The organism is Mycobacterium sp., assembly GCF_035314905.1.
Taxonomy (GTDB): domain Bacteria; phylum Actinomycetota; class Actinomycetes; order Mycobacteriales; family Mycobacteriaceae; genus Mycobacterium.
In genome coordinates this window covers 1-19317 of the sequence record NZ_DATFYW010000192.1, presented here as the reverse complement: position 1 = coordinate 19317, position 19317 = coordinate 1, and the positions used below count along the sequence as shown (strand labels likewise).

The following is a 19317-nucleotide window of genomic DNA, read 5'->3' as shown; positions in this document are numbered from 1 at the left end:
AAACCCGGTACCAGGGCCTGCGTATTCCCGAAACGTCGATCTGCGGGCTGCCGGCCCCCACTAATGCGCCGCCCGGTCCCAGCTCCTGCCGTAACCGACGGAAACCTCCAGTGGGACGTCCAGCGGATACGCACCGCCCATCTTGTCGCGGACAAGGGCTTCGACGGTGTCCCGCTCGCCGGGCGCTATCTCGAACAGCAGTTCGTCATGGACCTGCAGGAGCATGCGGGAACTCAGGCCGGCCTCCTGCATCGCGCCGTTCACCTCGATCATCGCGACCTTGATGATGTCGGCCGCGCTGCCCTGGATGGGCGCGTTCAGCGCGGCCCGCTCGGCGGCCTCCCGGACCTGGCGGTTGCTGCTGTCCAGTTCGGGCAGGTAGCGACGCCGGCCGAGGACGGTTGACGTGTAGCCGTCCTTGCGGGCTTGGTCGACCACGTCGAGCAGGTAGTCGCGGACCCCGCCGAACCGGGCGAAGTACTGCTCCATCTGCACCTTGGCTTCCTCGGTGGAGATCTTCAGCTGCTGTGCGAGGCCGTAAGCGCTCAAACCGTACGCCAGCCCGTACGACATCGCCTTCACCCGGCGCCGCAGTTCCGGCGTCACCTCCTCGATCGGGACGCCGAACGCCCGGGAGGCGACGAAGAAATGCAGGTCCTCCCCGGTGCGGAAGGCTTCGATGAGCCCCTCGTCCCGGGACAGGTGGGCCATGATCCGCATCTCGATCTGGCTGTAGTCGGCAGTCATCAGCTCGGCGTAGCCCTCGCCGACAACGAACGCGTCGCGGATCCGACGACCTTCGTCGGTGCGAATCGGGATGTTCTGCAGGTTTGGCTCGGTGGACGACAGCCGGCCCGTCGCGGCGATCGTCTGGTTGAACGTGGTGTGGATCCGCCCGTCGGGGGCCACCGAGTTCAGCAGGCCGTCGACGGTGACCTTCAGCCGCGTCGCGTCGCGGTGGGCCAGCAGTTGCTGCAGGAACGGGTGGCCGGTCTTTTCGTACAGCGACTGCAACGCATCTGCGTCGGTCGTGTATCCGGTCTTGGTGCGTTTGGTCTTGGGCATGTCCAGCTCGTCGAAGAGCACCACCTGCAGCTGCTTGGGCGAGCCGAGGTTGATCTGCTTGCCGATCACCGCATAGGCGGCGTCGGCGGCGTCCCTGATCTGGGCCGCGAACTGGCTTTGCAGCTCAGTCAGCTGGTCCAAATCGACTGCGATACCGGCCGTTTCGATGTCGGCCAGGACGCGCTGCACGGGCAGCTCCATGTCGCCTAGCAGCGCAGCGGAGTCGATGCGGGTCAGTTCCGCGTCCAGCGCGTCGGCCAGATCGACGATCGCCCGGGCCCGCAGGATCTGAGTCTGTACCGCCTGGTCGTCGACGCCGTCGGAGTCGTCGAGCAGCGACAACTGCTGCTGCTCCGGGTTCTCGGCCCGCAATTCGCGGCGCAGGTACCGCAGCGATAGGTCCTCCAGCGTGAAACTGCGCTGACCGGGCCGCACGAGGTATGCCGCCAGCGCCGTGTCCGACGTGACCCCGGCCAGGGCCCAGCTCCGTCCGGCGAGGTCATGAATCGCCGCCTTGGCCTCGTGCAGCGCCTTCGGCTGCGACTCGTCGCCAAGCCATCGGCCGAGCGCCGCTTCGTCGTCGGGCGTCATTTCGGACGTGTCGATGTAGATGCCGTCGCCATCGGCGGCGGCGATGGCGACGGCCGTCGCGTCCCCCCCGGCGGGCCTGTGGGTGCCGACCACCGACAACCCGGACCGGCGCCCGTCACTGGCGTGGTCGGCCAGCCAATCGACCAGCCCGCCCGGCTCGATCGCGCCGCCTCGGACGTCGAAGCCTTCGTCGACCTCCGGCTCGACCGCGGCGAGCGTGTCGAACAGCCGGTCGCGCAGCACCCGAAACTCCAGATCGTCGAACAGCCGGTGGATGTGGTCGCGGTCCCACGGCTGCATCCGCAGCGAGTCCGGCGTCTGGGCCAGCGGTACGTCCTTGACGAGATCGGTCAGCTCGCGGTTGAGCACCACGTGCGAGAGGTTGGCGCGCAACGCGTCACCGACCTTGCCGCGCACCGAGTCGACATTGTCGACCAGGCTCTGCAGCGATCCGTACTCGGCGATCCACTTCGATGCCGTTTTCTCCCCCACCCCGGGGATGCCGGGCAGGTTGTCGCTCGGATCGCCGCGCAGCGCCGCGAAATCCGGGTACTGCTCCGGGGTCAGCCCGTATTTCTCGACGACCGCCTCCGGGGTGAAGCGCGTCAGTTCGCTGACACCCTTGCGCGGATAGAGCACCGTCACGTCGTCGCTCACAAGCTGCAACGAGTCACGGTCACCGGTGACCACGAGCACCCGGAAGCCGGCCTGCTCAGCCTGGGTGGCCAGGGTGGCGATCACATCGTCAGCTTCAAAACCCGGCTCGGCCAGGACGGTGATGCCAAGCGCGACAAGCACTTCCTTCGTGATCTCGATTTGCCCGCGGAACTCGTCGGGGGTTGACGACCGGTTGGCCTTGTACTCCGGGTATTTGTCGGACCGGAACGTCTGGCGGGACACGTCGAAGGCGGCGCCGACATGCGTCGGCGCCTCGTCGCGCAGCAGGTTGATCAGCATCGCGGTGAATCCGTAGACCGCGTTCGTGGTCAACCCGCCCTGTGTCTTGAAGTTCTCCGCAGGCAGTGCGTAGAACGCCCGAAAGGCCAGAGAATTGCCATCCAGCAGCATCAGTATTGGCCGGTCATCGGCGGAGGTCTCGGTCTGCGCTCTGACAGCGGAAGTCTTGACCGGTGCGGTCCTTGCAGGGCTCACGGCTTAACTCTAGGCATCCGCGCTGACATCAGGTCAGGCCTCGCCGGCGACCTCGATCCCGCCGTGCGCAAACTGGAACACGTTTCAGTTTTGCGGCGGTTGTCGGTACGCTGGCGCCGTGCCAGAAGCAATCGATGACGTGAAGCCGGCGATCGAGGGCTGGTGGGATTTCGATGATTCGGGGTTGCCGTATCTCACGGGTAGCCGGTGTGGGCTGTGCGGGACGTATGTGTTTCCGCCGCGGGCGACCGACTGCCCGAACCCGGCGTGTGGCGGCGCCACGCTGGAGGCGGCGGCGTTGTCGCGCCGCGGCACGGTGTGGAGCTACACCGAAAACCACTATGCGCCCCCGCCGCCGTATCCGGCACCGGACCCGTTTGAGCCGTTCGCGGTGGCCGCGGTGGCCTTGGCGCACGAGGGGCTGATCGTGCTCGGCAAGGTGGTGGCGGGCACGCGGGCCGCCGATCTGGCGGTGGGCATGGAGATGGAATTGGCGATCGAGCCGCTGTATCGCGACGACGACGGCGCCCAGCGGACCGTCTACGCGTGGAGCATCGCATGACCCCCGAACCCGTCTACATCCTCGGTGCCGGGATGCACCCGTGGGGCAAGTGGGGCAACGATTTCACCGCCTACGGGATGGTGGCCGCACGCGCCGCGCTGGCCGAAGCCGGGCTGGCGTGGGGCCAGATCCAGTTCGTCGCCGGCGCCGACACCATCCGCAACGGCTATCCGGGGTTTGTCGCCGGGGCGACGTTCGCCCAGAAACTGGGCTGGACCGGCGTACCGGTGTCCTCGAGCTACGCCGCGTGTGCCAGCGGGTCGCAAGCCCTGCAGAGCGCACGCGCGCACATCCTGGCCGGGTTGTGCGAAGTCGCCCTCGTCGTGGGCGCCGACACCACCCCGAAGGGATTTTTCGCCCCGGTGGGCGGGGAACGCCGCAACGACCCCGACTGGCAGCGCTTCCATCTGATCGGCGCGACCAACCCGGTGTACTTCGCGCTGCTGGCCCGCCGCCGGATGGACCTGTTCGGCGCCACCGCCGAGGACTTCGCCGCCGTGAAGGTCAAAAACGCCCGCCACGGCCAGGCCAATCCCAACGCCCGGTTCCGGAAGGAAACCACCGTCGCCGACGTGCTGGCCAGCCCGGTCGTGGCCGATCCGCTGCGGCTGCTGGACATCTGCGCCACCAGCGACGGTGCCGCGGCCCTGGTGCTGGCCAGCGCCGGCTTCGCCCGGACCCACCTCGGCTCGCTGCACGGGGTGCCCTCGGTGCGCGCCGTCAGCACCGTCACCCCGCGCTATCCGCAGCACCTACCCGAACTGCCCGACATCGCCACCGATTCCACCGCGGCAGTGCCCGCACCGGTGCGGGTGTTCAAGGACCACATCCTCGACGCCGCCTACACCGAGGCCGGTATCGGCCCGCAAGACCTGAGCCTGGCCGAGGTCTACGACCTGTCCACCGCACTGGAGCTGGACTGGTACGAACACCTGGGCCTGTGCCCCAAAGGCGACGCCGAAGCGCTGCTGGGCAGCGGGGCGACGACAATCGGCGGCCGCATCCCCGTGAACCCCTCCGGCGGGCTGGCCTGCTTCGGCGAGGCCATCCCCGCCCAGGCCATCGCCCAAGTCTGCGAACTCACCTGGCAACTACGCGGCCAAGCCACCGGCCGCCAGGTCGACGATGCCACCGTCGGCATCACCGCCAACCAGGGCCTCTTCGGCCACGGCTCCGCAGTCATCGTCGCACGCTAGAGCCTGTGTGCCGCCGAGACGTCGCTTCTTGGAGCTCATGACTAGGCCACGCCCAGATACGCCGCGCGAATGCTGTCATCTTCCAACAACTCCCGCGCGGGGCCGGTGCGGGTGATCGTCCCGGTCTCCAGGATGTAGGCCCGGTCCGAGCGGCTCAGGGCCTGCTGCGCGTTCTGCTCCACCAGCAGCACGGTGGTGCCCTGCGCGTTGATCTCCGAGATGATCTTGAAGATCTGCGAGATCACCATCGGCGCAAGGCCCATGGATGGCTCGTCGAGCAGCAGCACCCGCGGCCGCGCCATCAGCGCCCGCCCGATTGCAAGCATCTGCTGCTCACCGCCGGACAGTGTGCCGCCTACCTGTGCGCGCCGCTCGGCGAGCCGCGGGAAGGTCTCGAGCACCCAGTCGAGCCGTTCGCTATGCTCAACCCTCGAGCCGAACTTGCGTCCGTAGCAACCCATTTCGAGGTTCTCGACGACAGTCATGCCGGGGAAGACACCGCGCCCCTCCGGCGCCTGGATGAGCCCGTAGGCAACCCTCTTGTGCGCCTTGACCCTGGTGATGTTGCGTCCCTCGAACCATACGCTGCCCGACGTCAGCGGCAGCAGACCCGATATCGCTCGCATCGTGGTGGTTTTGCCGGCGCCGTTGGATCCCAGCAGCGTGACCAACTCACCTTCGTGGACAACGAGCGAGACCCCGTGCAGGGCTTGGATGCGGCCGTAATGCACGACCACATCGCGAATCTCCAGCAGCGCGTCACTCGAGCTCGTCATCTGGCACTCCCAGGTATGCGGCGATGACTGCCGGGTCCTCCCGGATCTGAGCGGGCAGCCCGTCGGCGATCTTGCGGCCGAACTCCAGCACGACGATCCTGTCGGTCACGCCCATCACCAATCGCATGTCGTGCTCGATGAGCAGCACCGTGTAGCCGTCGTCGCGGACTTTCTGGATCAGCTCGATCAGCGCCGCTTTCTCGCTGTGGTTGAACCCGGCGGCGGGCTCGTCCAGGCACAGCAGTTTGGGTTCGGTGGCGAGTGCCCGCGCGATCTCCAGCCGCCGCTGGTCACCGTAGGGCAGGTTTTTGGCCTTTTCTTCGGCGCGATTGGCGATGCCGACGAACTTCAGCAGCGCCACCGCCCGTTCGATCGCCTCATGCTCTTCGCGGCGGTGCCGCGGCGATCGGAAGACGGCGCCGGGCACCGACGTCTTGTGTCGCGCGTCGGTTCCGACGACGACGTTCTCCAGTGCCGACATTTCACCCCACAACCGGATGTTCTGAAACGTGCGGGCAATTCCGCGTCGAGTGATCTGGTGACGCTTGATCCGGCCGAGCGGCGCACCGTCGAAGATCACCGTTCCTGAACTTGGACGGTAAACACCCGTGATCGCGTTGAAGCAGGTGGTCTTGCCTGCGCCGTTGGGCCCGATCAACCCGAGGATCTCGCCGCGCCTGATCCCGAACGTCACTGAGTCCAGCGCGACCAAGCCGCCGAATCGTACAGTCAAATCCTTTGTCTCCAAAAGCATCTCGCCTTCGGCGGCATGCACCTCGCGATGTAACCCAGCGACTTCTTCCACGCTCATGCGATGGCCTCTTTTGCCTGGTCGCGACGCAAGAGTTCGCGCGCTGACTTACCGTACGCCAAGAGCTGCTGGCGTACCGGAAACAAGCCCTGCGGCCGGAAGATCATCAGGATCACCAACGCCAGCCCGAAGAACAGATACTTCAGGTCGCCCATGTTGATGCCGAACAAGTGGACACCGAGAAGGCGGTTGGGCAGGTAGACGATCACGAAAGCCCCGAAGATCACGCCGAGCTTGTTGCCCTGCCCCCCGAGGACGACAGCGCACAGGAACAACATGGAGTTGATGATGTTGAAGTTGGTCGGTGCGACGTACTGCACCTGTCCGGCGTACATCGCGCCCGATAGGCCACCGATACTGGCGCCGATCACGAACGCCCACAGCTTGAAGCGGAAGGTGTTGACGCCCATCACTTCCGCGGCGTCTTCGTCCTCACGGATCGCGACCCATGCGCGCCCGACGCGGCTGCGTTCCAGGTTGCCGACGAGCAGCAGCACGATCCCGACCAGAATCAGGCCCAGCCAGAACCACCAGGTCCCGTAGTTGGCGTGACCTGCGGCATTGCCGCTCGAGAAAACGCCGTCGGGCACCTTGTCGGTTCGGAACAGCCTCGGATACGCGATCCGGTTCAACCCTCGCGAGCCGTTGGTGATGTCTTGCAGGTTGTCGGCGAGCAGCCGGATGATCTCGCCGAACCCGAGGGTGACGATCGCCAGGTAGTCGCCGCGCAGTCGCAATGTCGGGGTGCCGAGGATCAGGCCGGCGATCGCCGTCGCGCAGATCGCGATCGGTACACACGACAGCCATGCCCAGTCCTTGCTGAACAAGCCGGTCGTCCCGAGCTTGTTCCATGGGCTGTCGGGGCTCGTCAGCAGGGCGACCGTATAGGCGCCGACCGCATAGAACCCGACATAGCCCAGGTCGAGAAGGCCGGCCTGGCCGACGACGACGTTGAGCCCGACCGCGATCAGCGCGACCATCGCGAACTGCGCCATTACACCGCCGAAGCTGATTCCAGGCGTGTCCAGAAACGGCGGCGGATACAGCGGCAGCAGCGCCATCAGCGCGAAAACCACAAGACCGACAAGCCATTTCGCTTCCCGGCTCAGCCCGCCCCACCATTCCCGCAGTACGTCGCCGGGGCGTTCCAGTTTCTGGGCCCAGCTCATACTCTCGCCTTCCCGAGGCTTTCACCCAGTATCCCGGTCGGCCGCACCAGCAGCACCAGCACCAACAGGATGAACGCCACCACGTCCCGCCACTGGGTGCCGAAGAGCGCCTGGCCGTAGTTCTCCATCACACCGAGGAGCAGGCCGCCGAGCAACGCGCCGCGCAGGTTGCCGATGCCGCCCAGCACGGCCGCCGAGAACGCCTTGATGCCGAGCAGGAAGCCGCCGGAGTAGATGATGCCCTGCGGCACCTTGAGCGTGTACAGCAGCGCGGCGGCACCGGCCAGCAGGCCGCCGATCAGGAACGTGGTCGTGATGATCCGCTCCCGCGACACCCCCATCAGCGTTGCGGTGGTGGGGTCCTGGGCGACGGCACGTATACCGCGACCGAATTTGCTGCGGTTGATTGCGAGATCGGTCAGTACCGCCAACACGCACGCCGCGGCGACGATGACCAGCGTCACGTCGGAAACGGTGGCCCCGAACACTTCGAACTGAGTCTTCGGCACCACCAGGATGATCGGCTCTTGGGCGTTGCTGCCGCCGTAGCCCTGCAGCAGCTTCGGGAGGATGAAGTGCACGAATTCCTGTAGCACGAAGGACATGCCGATCGCGGTGATCAAGAAGGTCAGCGGCCGCGCGTTGCGCCGGCGGAGCGGACGATAGGCCACCAACTCGAGACCCACGGCCGCCGACCCCGACACCGCCATCGCGAAAAGCATCGCGATGCCCAGGTAGACAACCGTTAAAGCGATGCCCATGTTGTAGGCGTTCCCGCTCGGTGCGAAGCCAAGGATCTTGTCGAGCGCGAAGTACGCCCCGAACATACCGAGCATGAAGATTTCCGAGTGCGCGAAGTTGATGAGCCGCAGGACACCGAACACCAACGTGTAGCCAACCGCGACGAGCGCGTAGATCGCCCCCCAGGACAGCCCGTCGATCGTCAACTGCCAGAAGCCGGTTCGTAAGCCGGCCAGGTTGAAGCCGATATTGGCTGCGTGTACGGCGCAGTGGCCGATGCAGTCGTCGATCATCCCCTGGCAGCTCCTCGGTTACGACAACGCGTCCGAGCCTTCCGGTCTCGGACGCGTCCCGTCGTCAGCGGCTACTGGACCTTGTACATCCAGATCAACGTCGTGGTCAGTTCACCGTCGGGCGTCCACTGGTACTTCCGCCCGATGCCCTGGCCGTTGTAGTTGCGAACGTAGTCGAGCAACGCAGGCCGCGTGATGGCCCCTGAGTCGATGCCCTTGAGCAGGATGGTGCCCAGATCGTAGCCCTCGGTGCTGTAGGTGCCGGGTTCCTGCTTGAACTTGTTGGTGTACTCGTCGGCGAACGACTTGCTCGCCGGGCCGCAGGGGCAGGACAGCAGCGCATCCTTGGATGCTTCACCAGCTTGCTTGACGAATTCGGGGTCTTTGGTGCCGTCACCGGCGATGAAGGTCGCGGTCACGCCGCCGTCACGCAGCTGCTGCACGAAAGGAGCGGCCTCGGCGTAGTACCCGCTGTAGAAGATCGACTGGGGGTTGATGCCTTTGACCTGCGTCACTGCGGCCGAGAAGTCCTTGTCGCCTTTCTTCACCGAGATGTTGCAGCTGGCGTTGGCGGCAGGCCCGAGCGTCTGCCGGATTGTCTGTGCCAGCCCCAAGCCGTAGTCGGTGCTGTCGTCGACGACGCACACCTTGTTGTTGTTGAGTGTGTTCTTCATGTAGTTCGCCACTGATGGGCCCTGCACGCCGTCGTTCGCGAGTCCACGGAAAAACGTCTTCCATCCCTGCTGGGACAGGGTCACGTTGGTGGCCGACGCGGTGGCCGCGACGAGCCCGGCCTGGTCGAAGACGCCGCCGGTCGCTTTGGTTTCGCCGGAGAACGCCGGACCGACCAGCCCGATGGTGAACGCGTCGTCGACGATCTGCGGGGCGATGGCGGTCGCCTTCTGTGGGTCGCCCTCGGTGTCGAACGTTTTCAGCTGCACCTGGCAGCCGGGGTTGGCGGCGTTGTGCTTGTCGACGGCGAGCTGCACCCCGTACTTGATATTGATGCCGAGCGCGGCGTCGGGACCCGTCAACGCGCCGGCCATCGCGATGTTGACAGGTGGGCAGGTGGCCTTGCCGTCCCCGGCCGGGTCGGCGGATGCGGCGCCTTCGGTTGCGTTGACCACTTTGCCGTTCTCGTCGATCTGCACTTGCTCGACGATCTTCAGGTTGGTCTGCGAGTTGTTCTGTCCCGGTGAGGACTGGTGGCAGGCGGCCACGCCTATCACGACTAATCCGGCAGAACTCAGTGCCAGAGCACTCCGCGTCGCACGACCGCGCACGTCTCACCTCCGGGTTGGGCTGTCAACGCTCCGGTAAACATAGCCAACAGTTCGCGGGAGTGCGTGATGTTGGATAACCGCGGCTAGCTGGCCGACGGGGTGTCTTTCGTCGTGTCGAGGGTTTCCAGCACCACCTCGGCGACCCGCTTCATCGTCGTGCGGCGATCCATCGCGGCACGCTGGATCCACTTGAACGCGTCGGGCTCAGTCATGCCCTGCTTTGTTTGCAGCAAGCCCTTGGCCCGTTCGACGAGCTTGCGCGTCTCCAGCCGCTCGGCGAGCGTCGCCACCTCACGCTCGAGTTCGGTGATCTCGGTGAAGCGACTGACCGCGACCTCTATCGCCGGGATCAGGTCGTTGATGGAGAACGGCTTGACGAGGTACGCCATCGCCCCCGCATCGCGGGCGCGTTCGACGAGGTCGCGCTGGCTGAACGCGGTGAGGATCACGATCGGGGCGATCCGCTTGCTGGCGATCTCCGAGGCGGCATCGATGCCGTCGCGGCGGGGCATCTTGACGTCCATGATCACGAGGTCGGGTTCGAGCTCCTCGGCCATCTCCACGGCTTCCTGGCCGTCGCCGGCCTGACCGATGACTTCGTAACCCTCCTCCGTCAACATCTCCGCCAAGTCGAGCCGGATGAGTGCTTCGTCCTCGGCGACGAGGACGCGCCGCGGCTTGTGCGCGTCAGAGCTTGGCCCGGTCATGGATCACATTCTGTCGTGGCGCGACCGTTGAGGCGACTGCGGGGTCGTGACGTCGGACATGGCCACCCCATCCTCTATGGTGGGAGGCCGTCAGCCCTCGTATCCCAACTGGCAGAGGAACTGGACTCAAAACCCAGACAGTGTGGGTTCGAATCCCACCGGGGGCACCCCATGCCCCATGGCATATCCGCTGGCAGAAGCGTTTTGGATGTCGAATGCTAGGGCGAACTGGCCCATCGTGGCATCTCGTTCGCCGGGGGTGGCAACAACAACGCCGCCGAGGTGTTCGGCAACCACAGCAGTGCAAGCGCGGGCCCCGGCAACGGCTACCACGTCACCGCCGTACATCGCGCGAAGCCATGATCGGGGGACCGTCGTTTAGGTCTCGTTTAGGTCCGCACCCCCGGCAATGGTGTTGACCCGGCAGTGGGGCTTGCTGAACGGGAAGATCGACAAGTTCAGTCTCGACGCGCTGCTCTGGATCGGTCAGCCGGGCGATCTGCTCGGGGGCGAGCTGGTCGGCTAGATCACGCCACGTGCAGGCGGCGTCGGGGGCTGTGCGTCAATGGGTGGCTCCTGGGGGTTGGCAGGCTCTCGCGGCGCTCACAACCCGAACACGGAGGCGGCGATGGTCAGCGCCCGCACCACACCATCCTGGTCATCCCACGCCATGTTGTCGGTGCCGGCGAGTGCATCGCGCGCCCGGTTACGCAGGAAGTCGGCGGCGTCGTCGCGCTGGGTGATGTCGAACGACACCGCGGCCGCGACCTGTTTCGCGTCAGCCCAGCACAGGCCGGCGAAAGCTCCCTCGAAGTGCAGGGCGCCGCAGTAGGCCTGGAGCGGCTCGGTGAACATGTTGGTGTGCATGATCCGCTCGGGCAGCCGCACGATCATCTCCAGCGCGGCGGCTTCCGGGTCGGCGGGGTAGTCGGGGACGTCGTAGGCGGTGGTGGTGGTCATGGCAATGTGTCCTCACTTAAGCCCTACCCCCTCTAACCGTTGCCTCTACATTGCGCTCCGGGGCGACCCAACAAACAGGGACTTTCGACCTGTGACGCGGCGTCACAATGCCCAATATGGGCTATTTCGGATATCCGAAATAGCGGGGAAGCTGCCACGCTTCCACCGTGCGTTTTGGCGCTCAGACCCCGAGCACAGCGGCGGCGATGGTCAGCGCCCGCCCGCACCACGCACGTTCGGTGCATCACTTAAAGTGTTCTTGACCGGGAATGTTTAGGTTTCCGCTATCCGTGGCCATAGCCACCGGTGAATGGCTGGGAGCCGACGGCTTGTCGATCGTGGACGGCGCAGCCGACTGCGTGATCGTCACGCTGGCGCCGCCGAATGTGTTGTCGGCGTGTGCCTGTTGGCTGCTGCCGGAGGCGATGGTCAGGGCTGCCGTTGCCACAATGATCCCCATGCCGAGACGGGCCGACACTTGTGTTTGGTGTCTAGCCGGTGTCCTTCTCCCCGGCCGGGGCGTCGATCATGTCGGCGGCCTCGATGAGCGCCGCGGCGAGCTCGCGGCCCTGCGCCGCGGTCAGCTTGCTGGGGTCGTCAGCCCACAAGTCGATCCGTCGCTCACACCGGTCGTCGCTGAACTGGCGGCCAGCCACGTGCATCGCGACCCCACCGACGCGCGTGGTGAGGCAGGAAAACTCACGGAACCACCCCTCGTCGGCATCAGACTGCCAGCCGAAAACCAGCTTGGCTTCCGGTGGTGGCTCGACCTGCGCGAACCACACCTCCTCGGCCACGTCCTCGGCCTCGTTCTCGGCGGCGAGTTCGCGGGCCTCGAGCAGCAGCGCGTCCGGCTGACCGCCGGCATCTTCCAGGGCGGCCAGGTGGGCGTACTGATCCTCGGTGAGCTGGTCTTTGATGTCACGCCAACTCTGCGCGTTGTCAGGCATTATTTGGTCTCCTGTTACGGGGCCGCCACGCAACCTCATTCACCACGCGGCCCATCGTCGCGTCGCGGGCAGATACTTAATCGTCGCGTCGCGGGCAGATACTTAACGGCCTGCCACGCCGCGTGGGCATACCCTGCTTCGATCATCATCCCGCTGCCGACAATCATCGCGACGTGGCCGTCCCACAGGCAAGGTCACCGGCCGCGAGGCGCCGGGTGCCGCCGGTGCGTCGCTGCGCTTCGTCGTGCAGGCAGAAGATGGCGCACCCGTCGAGAGAGAGCACCCTTTCTGGCTCGGCTAGCCGGGTGGTTCGGGCGGCGGTGGCGGTTCGAGCACTGGCACGGTGATCGGCGGCAGCCCGGGAATGTCGACGACCGTCGAATCCGCCGGCGGGGGAGGACCGGGGCTGTCTTGCGGAACCCTATCCGGCCCACCAATCGGCCCGCGCTCCACCGGAGCTGGCGGCGGTGCCGGCGCAATCCCGTTGCTGGTGTTGATCGTGATGATCGACCCGGGGATGGTTTGACCACTGGGGGTGGTACCCACCACGGCACCGTAAGGCTCGTAGCTGTTGACCGATGTCGCCTGATCGGCGACTTGGAAACCGGTGTCCTTGAGGCGCTGACGTGCCGCATCCAGATTCAGGCCGGACACGCTCGGTACCTGGCCACCTGGCGCGCCGTCGACGTAGCGCGGATCGGTTGGCGGCAGATGCACGTCGCCGAAATCGGTGGCGATAGGCGTCATCGCCTCGAACCAGGTGCGTGCGGGCTCGCTGCCGCCGTACAGGTCACCGCCGCCGCACCTGCGCAGTGGGAATGAACAGATGCCGGAGGGTGTGCTGGTGTCGTCGAAGATGTAGTTCGCCGCCGCGTAGTTGTTGGTGAAGCCGACGAATCCCGACGACCGATGCGACTCGGTGGTGCCGGTCTTGCTCGACAGCGGCAGGGTCCACCCCGCCGCGCCGGCCGAGCCCGCTGCGGTGCCGCTGCCCTGGTCGTCCTTGCTCAAGGCGTTCGCCAGCGTGTTCGCCAGTCCTTCCGGCACCACCTGGTCACAGGGCTCGGTGGTCACCGACACCGGGTTGCCCCTGCGGTCGAAGATCTTGTCGATCGGGCTCGGCGGGCACCACATGCCACCGGACGCGAGGGTCGCCGCCACATTGGCGAGCTCGAGTGCGTTGAGCTGGAACGGGCCCAAAGTGAACGAGCCCATGTTCTGTTGCTTGATCAAATCGGCCAAGCTTTCGTTGCCTGTCGGGTCGTAGGCGCGCGCCGTTCCCGGAATCGCGTAGGACCGCAGCCCGAGCCGGACCGCCATGTCGACCGCGCGTGGCACCCCGACGAGCTGGATGAGCCCCGCGAACGCGGTGTTCGGCGAGGTGGCCAGCGCATCGGTGACGTTCATCGACCCGCGGTAGCGGCCCGCGTTTTTCACGCACCAGGTTTCCTTCGGACAGCCGGGCGTATCGCTGCTGCCCAAGCCCTTGGCCTGAAAGAAGCCCGGCACCTGCAGCTGAGCGTTGATGCCCATCCCCATGTCTAGCGCTGCCGCGGTGGTGAAGATCTTGAAGATGGAGCCAGCCCCATCACCGACGAGCGTGAACGGCTGCGGCTGCACCGTTTCGTGCGCGTCGCTGTTGAGACCGTACGTCCGGTTGCTGGCCATCGCCATCACCCGATGCGCGTCCTTGCCCGGCCTGATCACGCTCATCACGCTGGCGATGCCGTCGAGCGTCGGACTGGCGACCTTGTCGATCGCCTGCTTGACCGACGCCTGCACCTTCGGGTCCAGCGTCGTGCGGATCAAATAACCGCCGCGCGCAACCTGCTCCTTGCTGATGCCGGCCCGCGCGAGGTAGTCCAGCACATAGTCACAAAAGAAACCGCGATCGCGGGCGGCGATGCAGCCACCAGGCAGCTCCTTCGGGCGGGGCAGCACGCCCAGTGGATCAGCCTTGGCGGCACGCAACTCGTCGGCGTGCTGGGGGAGATTGTCGACCATGGTGTCCAACACCACGTTTCGCCGCTGCAGCGCCCCTTCCGGGTTGGTGTAGGGGTCGAGGGCAGTCGTCGACTTGAGCATGCCGGCCAGCAGCGCGGCCTGCTGCCAGTTCAGCTGCGAGGCGTCGACGCCGAAGTAGGTCTGAGCGGCATCCTGCACACCGAACGCGCCGTTGCCGAACGACACCAGGTTGAGGTAGCGGGTGAGGATCTCCGCCTTGGAGAAGGTCTTGTCGAGCGTCAGAGCCATCCGGATCTCGCGCAGTTTGCGCGCTGGTGTGGTCTCGACAGCGGCCCGCCTCTCGGCTTCGGTCTGCGCGGTCACTAGCAACTGGTAGTTCTTGACGTACTGCTGCTCTATCGTCGAACCGCCGCGGGTGTCGAGGTTGCCGGAGAGGTAGCCGGACAGCCCGGTCAGCGTGCCCGGCCAGTCCACGCCGTTGTGCTCAGCGAACCGCTTGTCCTCGATCGACACAATCGCCAGCTTCATGGTGTCGGCGATCTGATCGGTGCGGACCTCGAACCGGCGCTGGGAATACAACCACGCGATCGGGTTCCCCGCGACGTCGACCATCGTCGAGACCTGCGGGACGTCACCTTCGAGGAGTTGCGCGGAGCCGTTGGCGACAACATCGGAGGCGCGGTTGGACAACAGCCCGATGCCGCCCGCGAACGGAAACATCAATGCCGCCGCCACCACCCCGGCCAGCAGACAGCACCCCGCCAGCTTGGCGACCCTTGCCGATATCGGCGCGCGCTCCGACATGCCTAGATTATCCGCGGCCCCGCCCCGGCGATTGCGGCGAATGCCCAGAACAGATTGCCTTTGATGGTGCGGAATTCAAGGCGTACGGCGGCGGCCAGAGGATTGGGCCAAACCTCCTGGCCGCCCCAATGACACGATGGCTCGGCGGTGCTTACTGCGATACGAGCGCGGGCGGGATATACGCGGTCACCGGCGCAGGTGTGGCCCCCGCTACACCCAGCTGTACGAGGTTGTCGACCGCCGGGTGCCTCTCGCCCGCCGGACCCTCGGCGAACGCGCCGAGCAACCGGGTCGTCAATGCGGTGAACACCCGGTCCACCAGATCCATGGTGATCGGAGATCCCCGGCTCTCTGGTACGTGGCCAGCCCGACCACCTCATGGGCGGGGGACAAGGGCACCAACGCAGCCTATCCCCCGACCGCCGTGGACACACTCTGGCCACACTCTGGGCACAGTCACAGTTATCTCTAGTTAGGCAGAAAGAGGCTATCTGTGCAGTTCAGAACAGTTTCGGTCCCCTGACCAGGACTACCCCGAACAGTTCGAATCCCACCGAGGGCACACCGCCGAGGCCGCGACACTCAACCAGCTGCGACAACACGCCGACGAACGCCGCAGCCGTTTGAGTTTCGCGACAGGCTTCTAACGCAGGTTCCAGTCGCGGCAGCCGAGGGTCTCGAAAGCGTCATCACCCTGAGCGATCGTCACGTCTTGCGGCCCCGTTTCGTCTCCGCGAGCGGTTGCTTTCAATATGAATGGGTGACCATTCTGTGTGGCCAGCGGACCCACCGCCCAATGGCATCGTGAATCCGCATCCGCCTGGGAACCGTCTGGGTTGTACAAAGTCCGCCGTTTACCACCATCGGTGCCACGTTCCTCGTGAGATGTCTGTTCAACTCACATCACCCGTGATCGGCCCTGCCGAGCAATGCCACGGCCGCGGGGGCCACGGCGGTGGGTTCCACGGCGGCGGGGGTAACACCGGCACCTTTTAGACTCGCGCCCTTCACTGGCGGATTACGCCCAGGTCGGGATTAATAGCCAAGTCGCTCAAGCTGGGACATAAAGGCGGCGGGGTTGACTGCTGAGGGAACGGCAGCATCGATCGCAGGCGCGACCCTGTCTGGCCGGCCGAGCCGGCCGAGCCGGCATTGCAGACCTGCAAGCCCCAGGGTTATGACGTGCAGATCAACTGGGTCACCAGTTACAGCAGGGCCCCGCTGTCGCGGTGCGCGGTATCTGCGATCCACAATCCGGACCGCTCGCCGGGCAGCCAAGCCACGAGGCGGTTCGGTATCGGTGTGGGCATCGGGTAGCCCTACCTGGCATTGGCGCTTACGCGATTTGTAAAGCGGCAGCATTGTCGTGGTGCTAGATTTCACAGTTATGCTTCCATTCACGCCGCGTCTCATTGTACAGCCCGATGACGGCCTGGAGCCGGTCCGCGAATTCATTGAATCAGCCGATACATCTCTTCTGATGAAGCAATTCACGTTCACCGAGGAGGGCTTGATACAGACGGTGATCGATCGGCACAATTCTGGCGTACACGTGCGGGTTATGCTCAACGCGAAAAGGTCGGGAGGAGACCGCGCCAACGACGAGACATATGAGAAGTTACGGAGTGCCGGTGTAGACGTCCAGTGGTCAAATCCGAAGTTTTACGTGACCCACGAAAAGTCAATTGTCGCGGACCAGAAAGCCGCGCTGGTCGCCACCTTCAATCTCTGCCCCAAATACTTCTCGCTGACCCGCGACTATGGCATCATCACGCACGATCCTCAGCACGTTGCGCAGATCGCCGAGGTGTTCGACGCTGATTGGGAGCACCTCGACTGGACATGCCCGGCCTACGAGGGGCTTCTCTGGAGTAACTCGAATTCGCGTTATCACATGGCCCAATTCATCGACGGCGCCAAGTATCGACTGGATGTTCAGCACCCGAAATATGTCGACGCGGTCATTCTCGATCACCTCGCGGCTGCCGCTGATCGCGGGGTCAAGGTGCACGTTCTGTGCGGCGGCAGGCACGGCATCAGCGATTGGGACATTCTCGACACCTTCGCATCGCTGCGCACGTTGCGCCGCTTCGGCGTCAAGGTGCACAAACAGAAGAACTTGCGGGTCCACGCGAAGCTGCTGATCGCGGACGAGGAGCGGGCGTTGCTTGGTTCGATGAATATCGACCGTAGTGCCTTCGATCTGCGTCGGGAACTGGGCATCACGATAACCAACCCTGATGTTGTCGCCCGGCTGAGGCACGTTTTCGATACGGACTGGGACCTTTCTCATCACTATGACCCTCCGGATCCAATCGATCCCAGCCAGCACCACGAGGACGACTTTCCGGACGACAAAGACCTCAGGCATGAGTGAGATCGAGTCGCGGCGCGAGAAGGTCTCGCTATTCGAGCTGGCGTGGACGTTCAACCACATTGCACTCGCTTCGTTCGGCGGCGGGCTTTCCGCCTGGTCGCGTGAGGTGCTGGTGGTCGAGAAGAATTGGATGGGCGAAGAAGAATTCCTCAGCGCCATGACGATGTGCCGAATCATGCCGGGCGCGAACCAAGTGAATATGGCGGTGTTTGTCGGTACGAAGATGGGCGGCATCCCGGGCGTGGCGGCGGCGTTGATCGGCCTGTGCCTCATGCCCCTCGTCTTCATTCTGGCCATGGGATACGTTTATTTCCGCTTCAAAGAGGTGCCGGCGGTAAAGGGCACACTTCACGGCGCATCTGCTGCAGCCGTGGCTCTGACCCTCGCCATGGTCATCAAGACCGGCCAGAAGTGCCTGAACCGGCTGGTGCCTGTCATGCTCTTCGCCGCGAGCTTCGTTTTGAGCGGCATCGTGCGCTGGCCACTTCCGCTGACACTTGCCATTCTTGCCCCGCTCAGCCTGATCTGGGCTTGGCCAAGAAAGAGCGCCGCATGAACACCTGCCTCCATCTGCTGACATTGTTCGGTTCGCTGTCGTTGCTCTCGATCGGCGGCGGAAATGCGGTCCTACCCGAAATGCATCTGCAAGCGGTGCGAGTGAACCATTGGATGACCAATTCTCAATTCGCTGATGTGTTCTCCATTTCGCAGGCCGCGCCGGGACCGAGCATTCTCATCGTCGCCTTGGTCGGCTATGGCGCCGGACTGTCGGTCGGCGGCGTTCTCGGCGGAATTATCGGCGGTGTCATCGCAACCGTTTCGATGATCATCCCGGCGGCGTCGCTGATGTATGTCGTCACGCTCTTCTGGCAGAAGGCGCGGAAGTCGCGATTGCGACATGCTGTCGAGAAGGGCTTCGCGCCGCTCACGGTGGGCCTCATATTGGCCACCGCGCTGGTGATGAGCAGGGCCGCGGATCATGACTGGCGGGCATACCTCCTTACCGGAGCTTGCACACTGACCTTCGTATTCACCAAGACGAATCCCCTGATCGTGGTCGGCGCTGCCGGGTTGATCGGCTATCTCGGCGTGGTCTGATCGCGCTGCCTGCGGCGCCCGTCGGATACGCTGGCTGACATGGCCGTCGAGGTTCACGGCGCGGCGGCGCCAGAGCCGATAGAAGGCCCGGTCATCAGGTCTTACTGCGGTCCTCCCCCGCGCCTGAACCCGCAGGCACCGGCCCGCAATCAGCACTACGCCGACAGCGTCCGGCGGCGGCGACAGGTGCTCAACATCACCACATGGATCGGCTCGGCCGTCAGTCTCAGCTTCGCCGTGATGGAGTTCGTCACCGGGGGCGCGTGGCGCATCGCCCTGATTCAGCTGCTCAGCGCGGTGGTCTTCGCGTTGATACCGCTGCTGCACCGATTCGGCGAGCTTGTCGCGCCGCTCACGCTGATTTTCACCTCCTACGTGTCGCTGACCGTCGTCTGCTGGAACGTGGGTACCGGGTCCGGAGTCCAGTTCTACTTCTTGGTCGGAGCCACCGTCGCGGTGCTAATCCTGGGCATCGAGCACATCGTGCTGGCGTCGATCCTGGTGGCGATCGGCGCGGCAATCGTGATCGCACTGCAGTTCCTGGTGCCGGCCGAGGTCGCCGGGCAACCACACTGGTCCACCGTCGTCGGCTTTGTCGTCTCGACGATCAGCTCCTGTGTGATGATCGTTGCGACGGTGGCTTATGCGATGCGGGAGATCGGGCGAGCGGAAGACGCCATGGAGATGGAGTACCAGCGCTCCGAATCACTGCTGTCGAACATCCTGCCCCTCAGCATCGCGGACCGGTTGAAGAACCAGGCGACCACGATCATCGCCGACAAGTACGACGACGCGTCGGTGCTGTTCGCCGACATCG

At 65.0% G+C, this 19317-nt stretch carries 17 protein-coding genes, 1 tRNA gene and 1 pseudogene; 7 read left to right on the top strand and 12 right to left on the bottom strand.

Annotated elements, in window-relative coordinates; genetic code table 11:
• Window positions 1–60 precede the first annotated feature (60 nt).
• Window positions 61–2724, bottom strand: coding sequence for a DNA polymerase I (gene polA, locus VKG81_RS16875; RefSeq protein WP_324397727.1), 2664 nt, complete (start codon window positions 2722–2724; stop codon window positions 61–63).
• Between the two features lie 202 nt (window positions 2725–2926).
• Between polA and VKG81_RS16870 the strand changes: the two genes are divergently transcribed.
• On the top strand, window positions 2927–3370 hold the full coding sequence (locus VKG81_RS16870; RefSeq protein WP_324397702.1) for a Zn-ribbon domain-containing OB-fold protein: 444 nt from the start codon (window positions 2927–2929) through the stop codon (window positions 3368–3370).
• A complete protein-coding gene (locus VKG81_RS16865) occupies window positions 3367–4566 on the top strand; it encodes a lipid-transfer protein (RefSeq protein WP_324397701.1) in 1200 nt (399 codons plus the stop codon). The genes VKG81_RS16870 and VKG81_RS16865 overlap by 4 nt, the downstream gene beginning before the upstream one ends.
• A 41-nt stretch (window positions 4567–4607) precedes the next feature.
• On the opposite strand, the gene VKG81_RS16860 is transcribed toward VKG81_RS16865, so the two are convergent.
• The 6 genes from VKG81_RS16860 to VKG81_RS16835 form a co-directional block, all read right to left on the bottom strand.
• Window positions 4608–5342 carry an ABC transporter ATP-binding protein gene (locus VKG81_RS16860; RefSeq protein ID WP_324397700.1) on the bottom strand — a complete coding sequence of 245 codons (735 nt, stop codon included), beginning with the start codon at window positions 5340–5342 and terminating at the stop codon, window positions 4608–4610.
• Window positions 5326–6153: an ABC transporter ATP-binding protein gene (locus VKG81_RS16855; protein ID WP_324397699.1), complete on the bottom strand. Its 828-nt coding sequence runs from the start codon at window positions 6151–6153 to the stop codon at window positions 5326–5328. Before VKG81_RS16855 ends, VKG81_RS16860 begins: the two co-directional genes overlap by 17 nt.
• Window positions 6150–7322 (bottom strand): branched-chain amino acid ABC transporter permease, encoded by a 1173-nt coding sequence (locus tag VKG81_RS16850; RefSeq protein WP_324397698.1) that lies wholly within the window; start codon window positions 7320–7322, stop codon window positions 6150–6152. Before VKG81_RS16850 ends, VKG81_RS16855 begins: the two co-directional genes overlap by 4 nt.
• The gene (locus VKG81_RS16845; RefSeq protein ID WP_324397697.1) at window positions 7319–8356 is read right to left on the bottom strand and encodes a branched-chain amino acid ABC transporter permease; all 1038 of its coding nucleotides are present in this window, start codon (window positions 8354–8356) and stop codon (window positions 7319–7321) included. Before VKG81_RS16845 ends, VKG81_RS16850 begins: the two co-directional genes overlap by 4 nt.
• A 71-nt stretch (window positions 8357–8427) precedes the next feature.
• Complete coding sequence (locus VKG81_RS16840) at window positions 8428–9639, bottom strand: branched-chain amino acid ABC transporter substrate-binding protein (RefSeq protein ID WP_324397696.1); 1212 nt, start codon at window positions 9637–9639, stop codon at window positions 8428–8430.
• A gap of 83 nt (window positions 9640–9722) precedes the next feature.
• A complete protein-coding gene (locus VKG81_RS16835) occupies window positions 9723–10346 on the bottom strand; it encodes an ANTAR domain-containing response regulator (RefSeq protein WP_324397695.1) in 624 nt (207 codons plus the stop codon).
• Between the two features lie 93 nt (window positions 10347–10439).
• On the opposite strand from VKG81_RS16835, the gene VKG81_RS16830 reads away from it, so the two are divergent.
• Window positions 10440–10513, top strand: a tRNA-Leu gene (locus VKG81_RS16830).
• A 436-nt stretch (window positions 10514–10949) separates the two neighbouring features.
• Here the strand turns inward: VKG81_RS16830 and VKG81_RS16825 are convergent.
• The 5 genes from VKG81_RS16825 to VKG81_RS16805 all read right to left on the bottom strand — a co-directional run bounded on the left by VKG81_RS16825 (window position 10950) and on the right by VKG81_RS16805 (window position 15353).
• Entirely contained in the window at window positions 10950–11306 is a 357-nt protein-coding gene (locus VKG81_RS16825; protein WP_324397694.1) for an amino acid aminotransferase, read from the bottom strand.
• 244 nt (window positions 11307–11550) lie between these two features.
• Window positions 11551–11784 (bottom strand): hypothetical protein, encoded by a 234-nt coding sequence (locus VKG81_RS16820; protein ID WP_324397693.1) that lies wholly within the window; start codon window positions 11782–11784, stop codon window positions 11551–11553.
• A 13-nt stretch (window positions 11785–11797) separates the two neighbouring features.
• Window positions 11798–12256, bottom strand: a complete 459-nt coding sequence (locus VKG81_RS16815) for a hypothetical protein (protein WP_324397692.1) — start codon at window positions 12254–12256, stop codon at window positions 11798–11800.
• 297 nt (window positions 12257–12553) lie between these two features.
• Window positions 12554–15025: a transglycosylase/D,D-transpeptidase PonA2 gene (gene ponA2 / locus VKG81_RS16810; RefSeq protein WP_324397691.1), complete on the bottom strand. Its 2472-nt coding sequence runs from the start codon at window positions 15023–15025 to the stop codon at window positions 12554–12556.
• A 151-nt stretch (window positions 15026–15176) separates the two neighbouring features.
• The gene (locus VKG81_RS16805) at window positions 15177–15353 is read right to left on the bottom strand and encodes a hypothetical protein (RefSeq protein ID WP_324397690.1); all 177 of its coding nucleotides are present in this window, start codon (window positions 15351–15353) and stop codon (window positions 15177–15179) included.
• 1059 nt (window positions 15354–16412) lie between these two features.
• On the opposite strand from VKG81_RS16805, the gene VKG81_RS16800 reads away from it, so the two are divergent.
• The 4 genes and pseudogenes from VKG81_RS16800 to VKG81_RS16785 form a co-directional block, all read left to right on the top strand.
• Window positions 16413–17402 (top strand): phospholipase D-like domain-containing protein, encoded by a 990-nt coding sequence (locus tag VKG81_RS16800; RefSeq protein WP_324397689.1) that lies wholly within the window; start codon window positions 16413–16415, stop codon window positions 17400–17402.
• A complete protein-coding gene (locus VKG81_RS16795; RefSeq protein WP_324397688.1) occupies window positions 17395–17958 on the top strand; it encodes a chromate transporter in 564 nt (187 codons plus the stop codon). Before VKG81_RS16800 ends, VKG81_RS16795 begins: the two co-directional genes overlap by 8 nt.
• Window positions 17955–18500, top strand: a complete 546-nt coding sequence (locus VKG81_RS16790; protein ID WP_324397726.1) for a chromate transporter — start codon at window positions 17955–17957, stop codon at window positions 18498–18500. Before VKG81_RS16795 ends, VKG81_RS16790 begins: the two co-directional genes overlap by 4 nt.
• Window positions 18501–18539: 39 nt before the next feature.
• Window positions 18540–19317, top strand: a pseudogene (locus VKG81_RS16785) (adenylate/guanylate cyclase domain-containing protein); the annotation flags it as partial.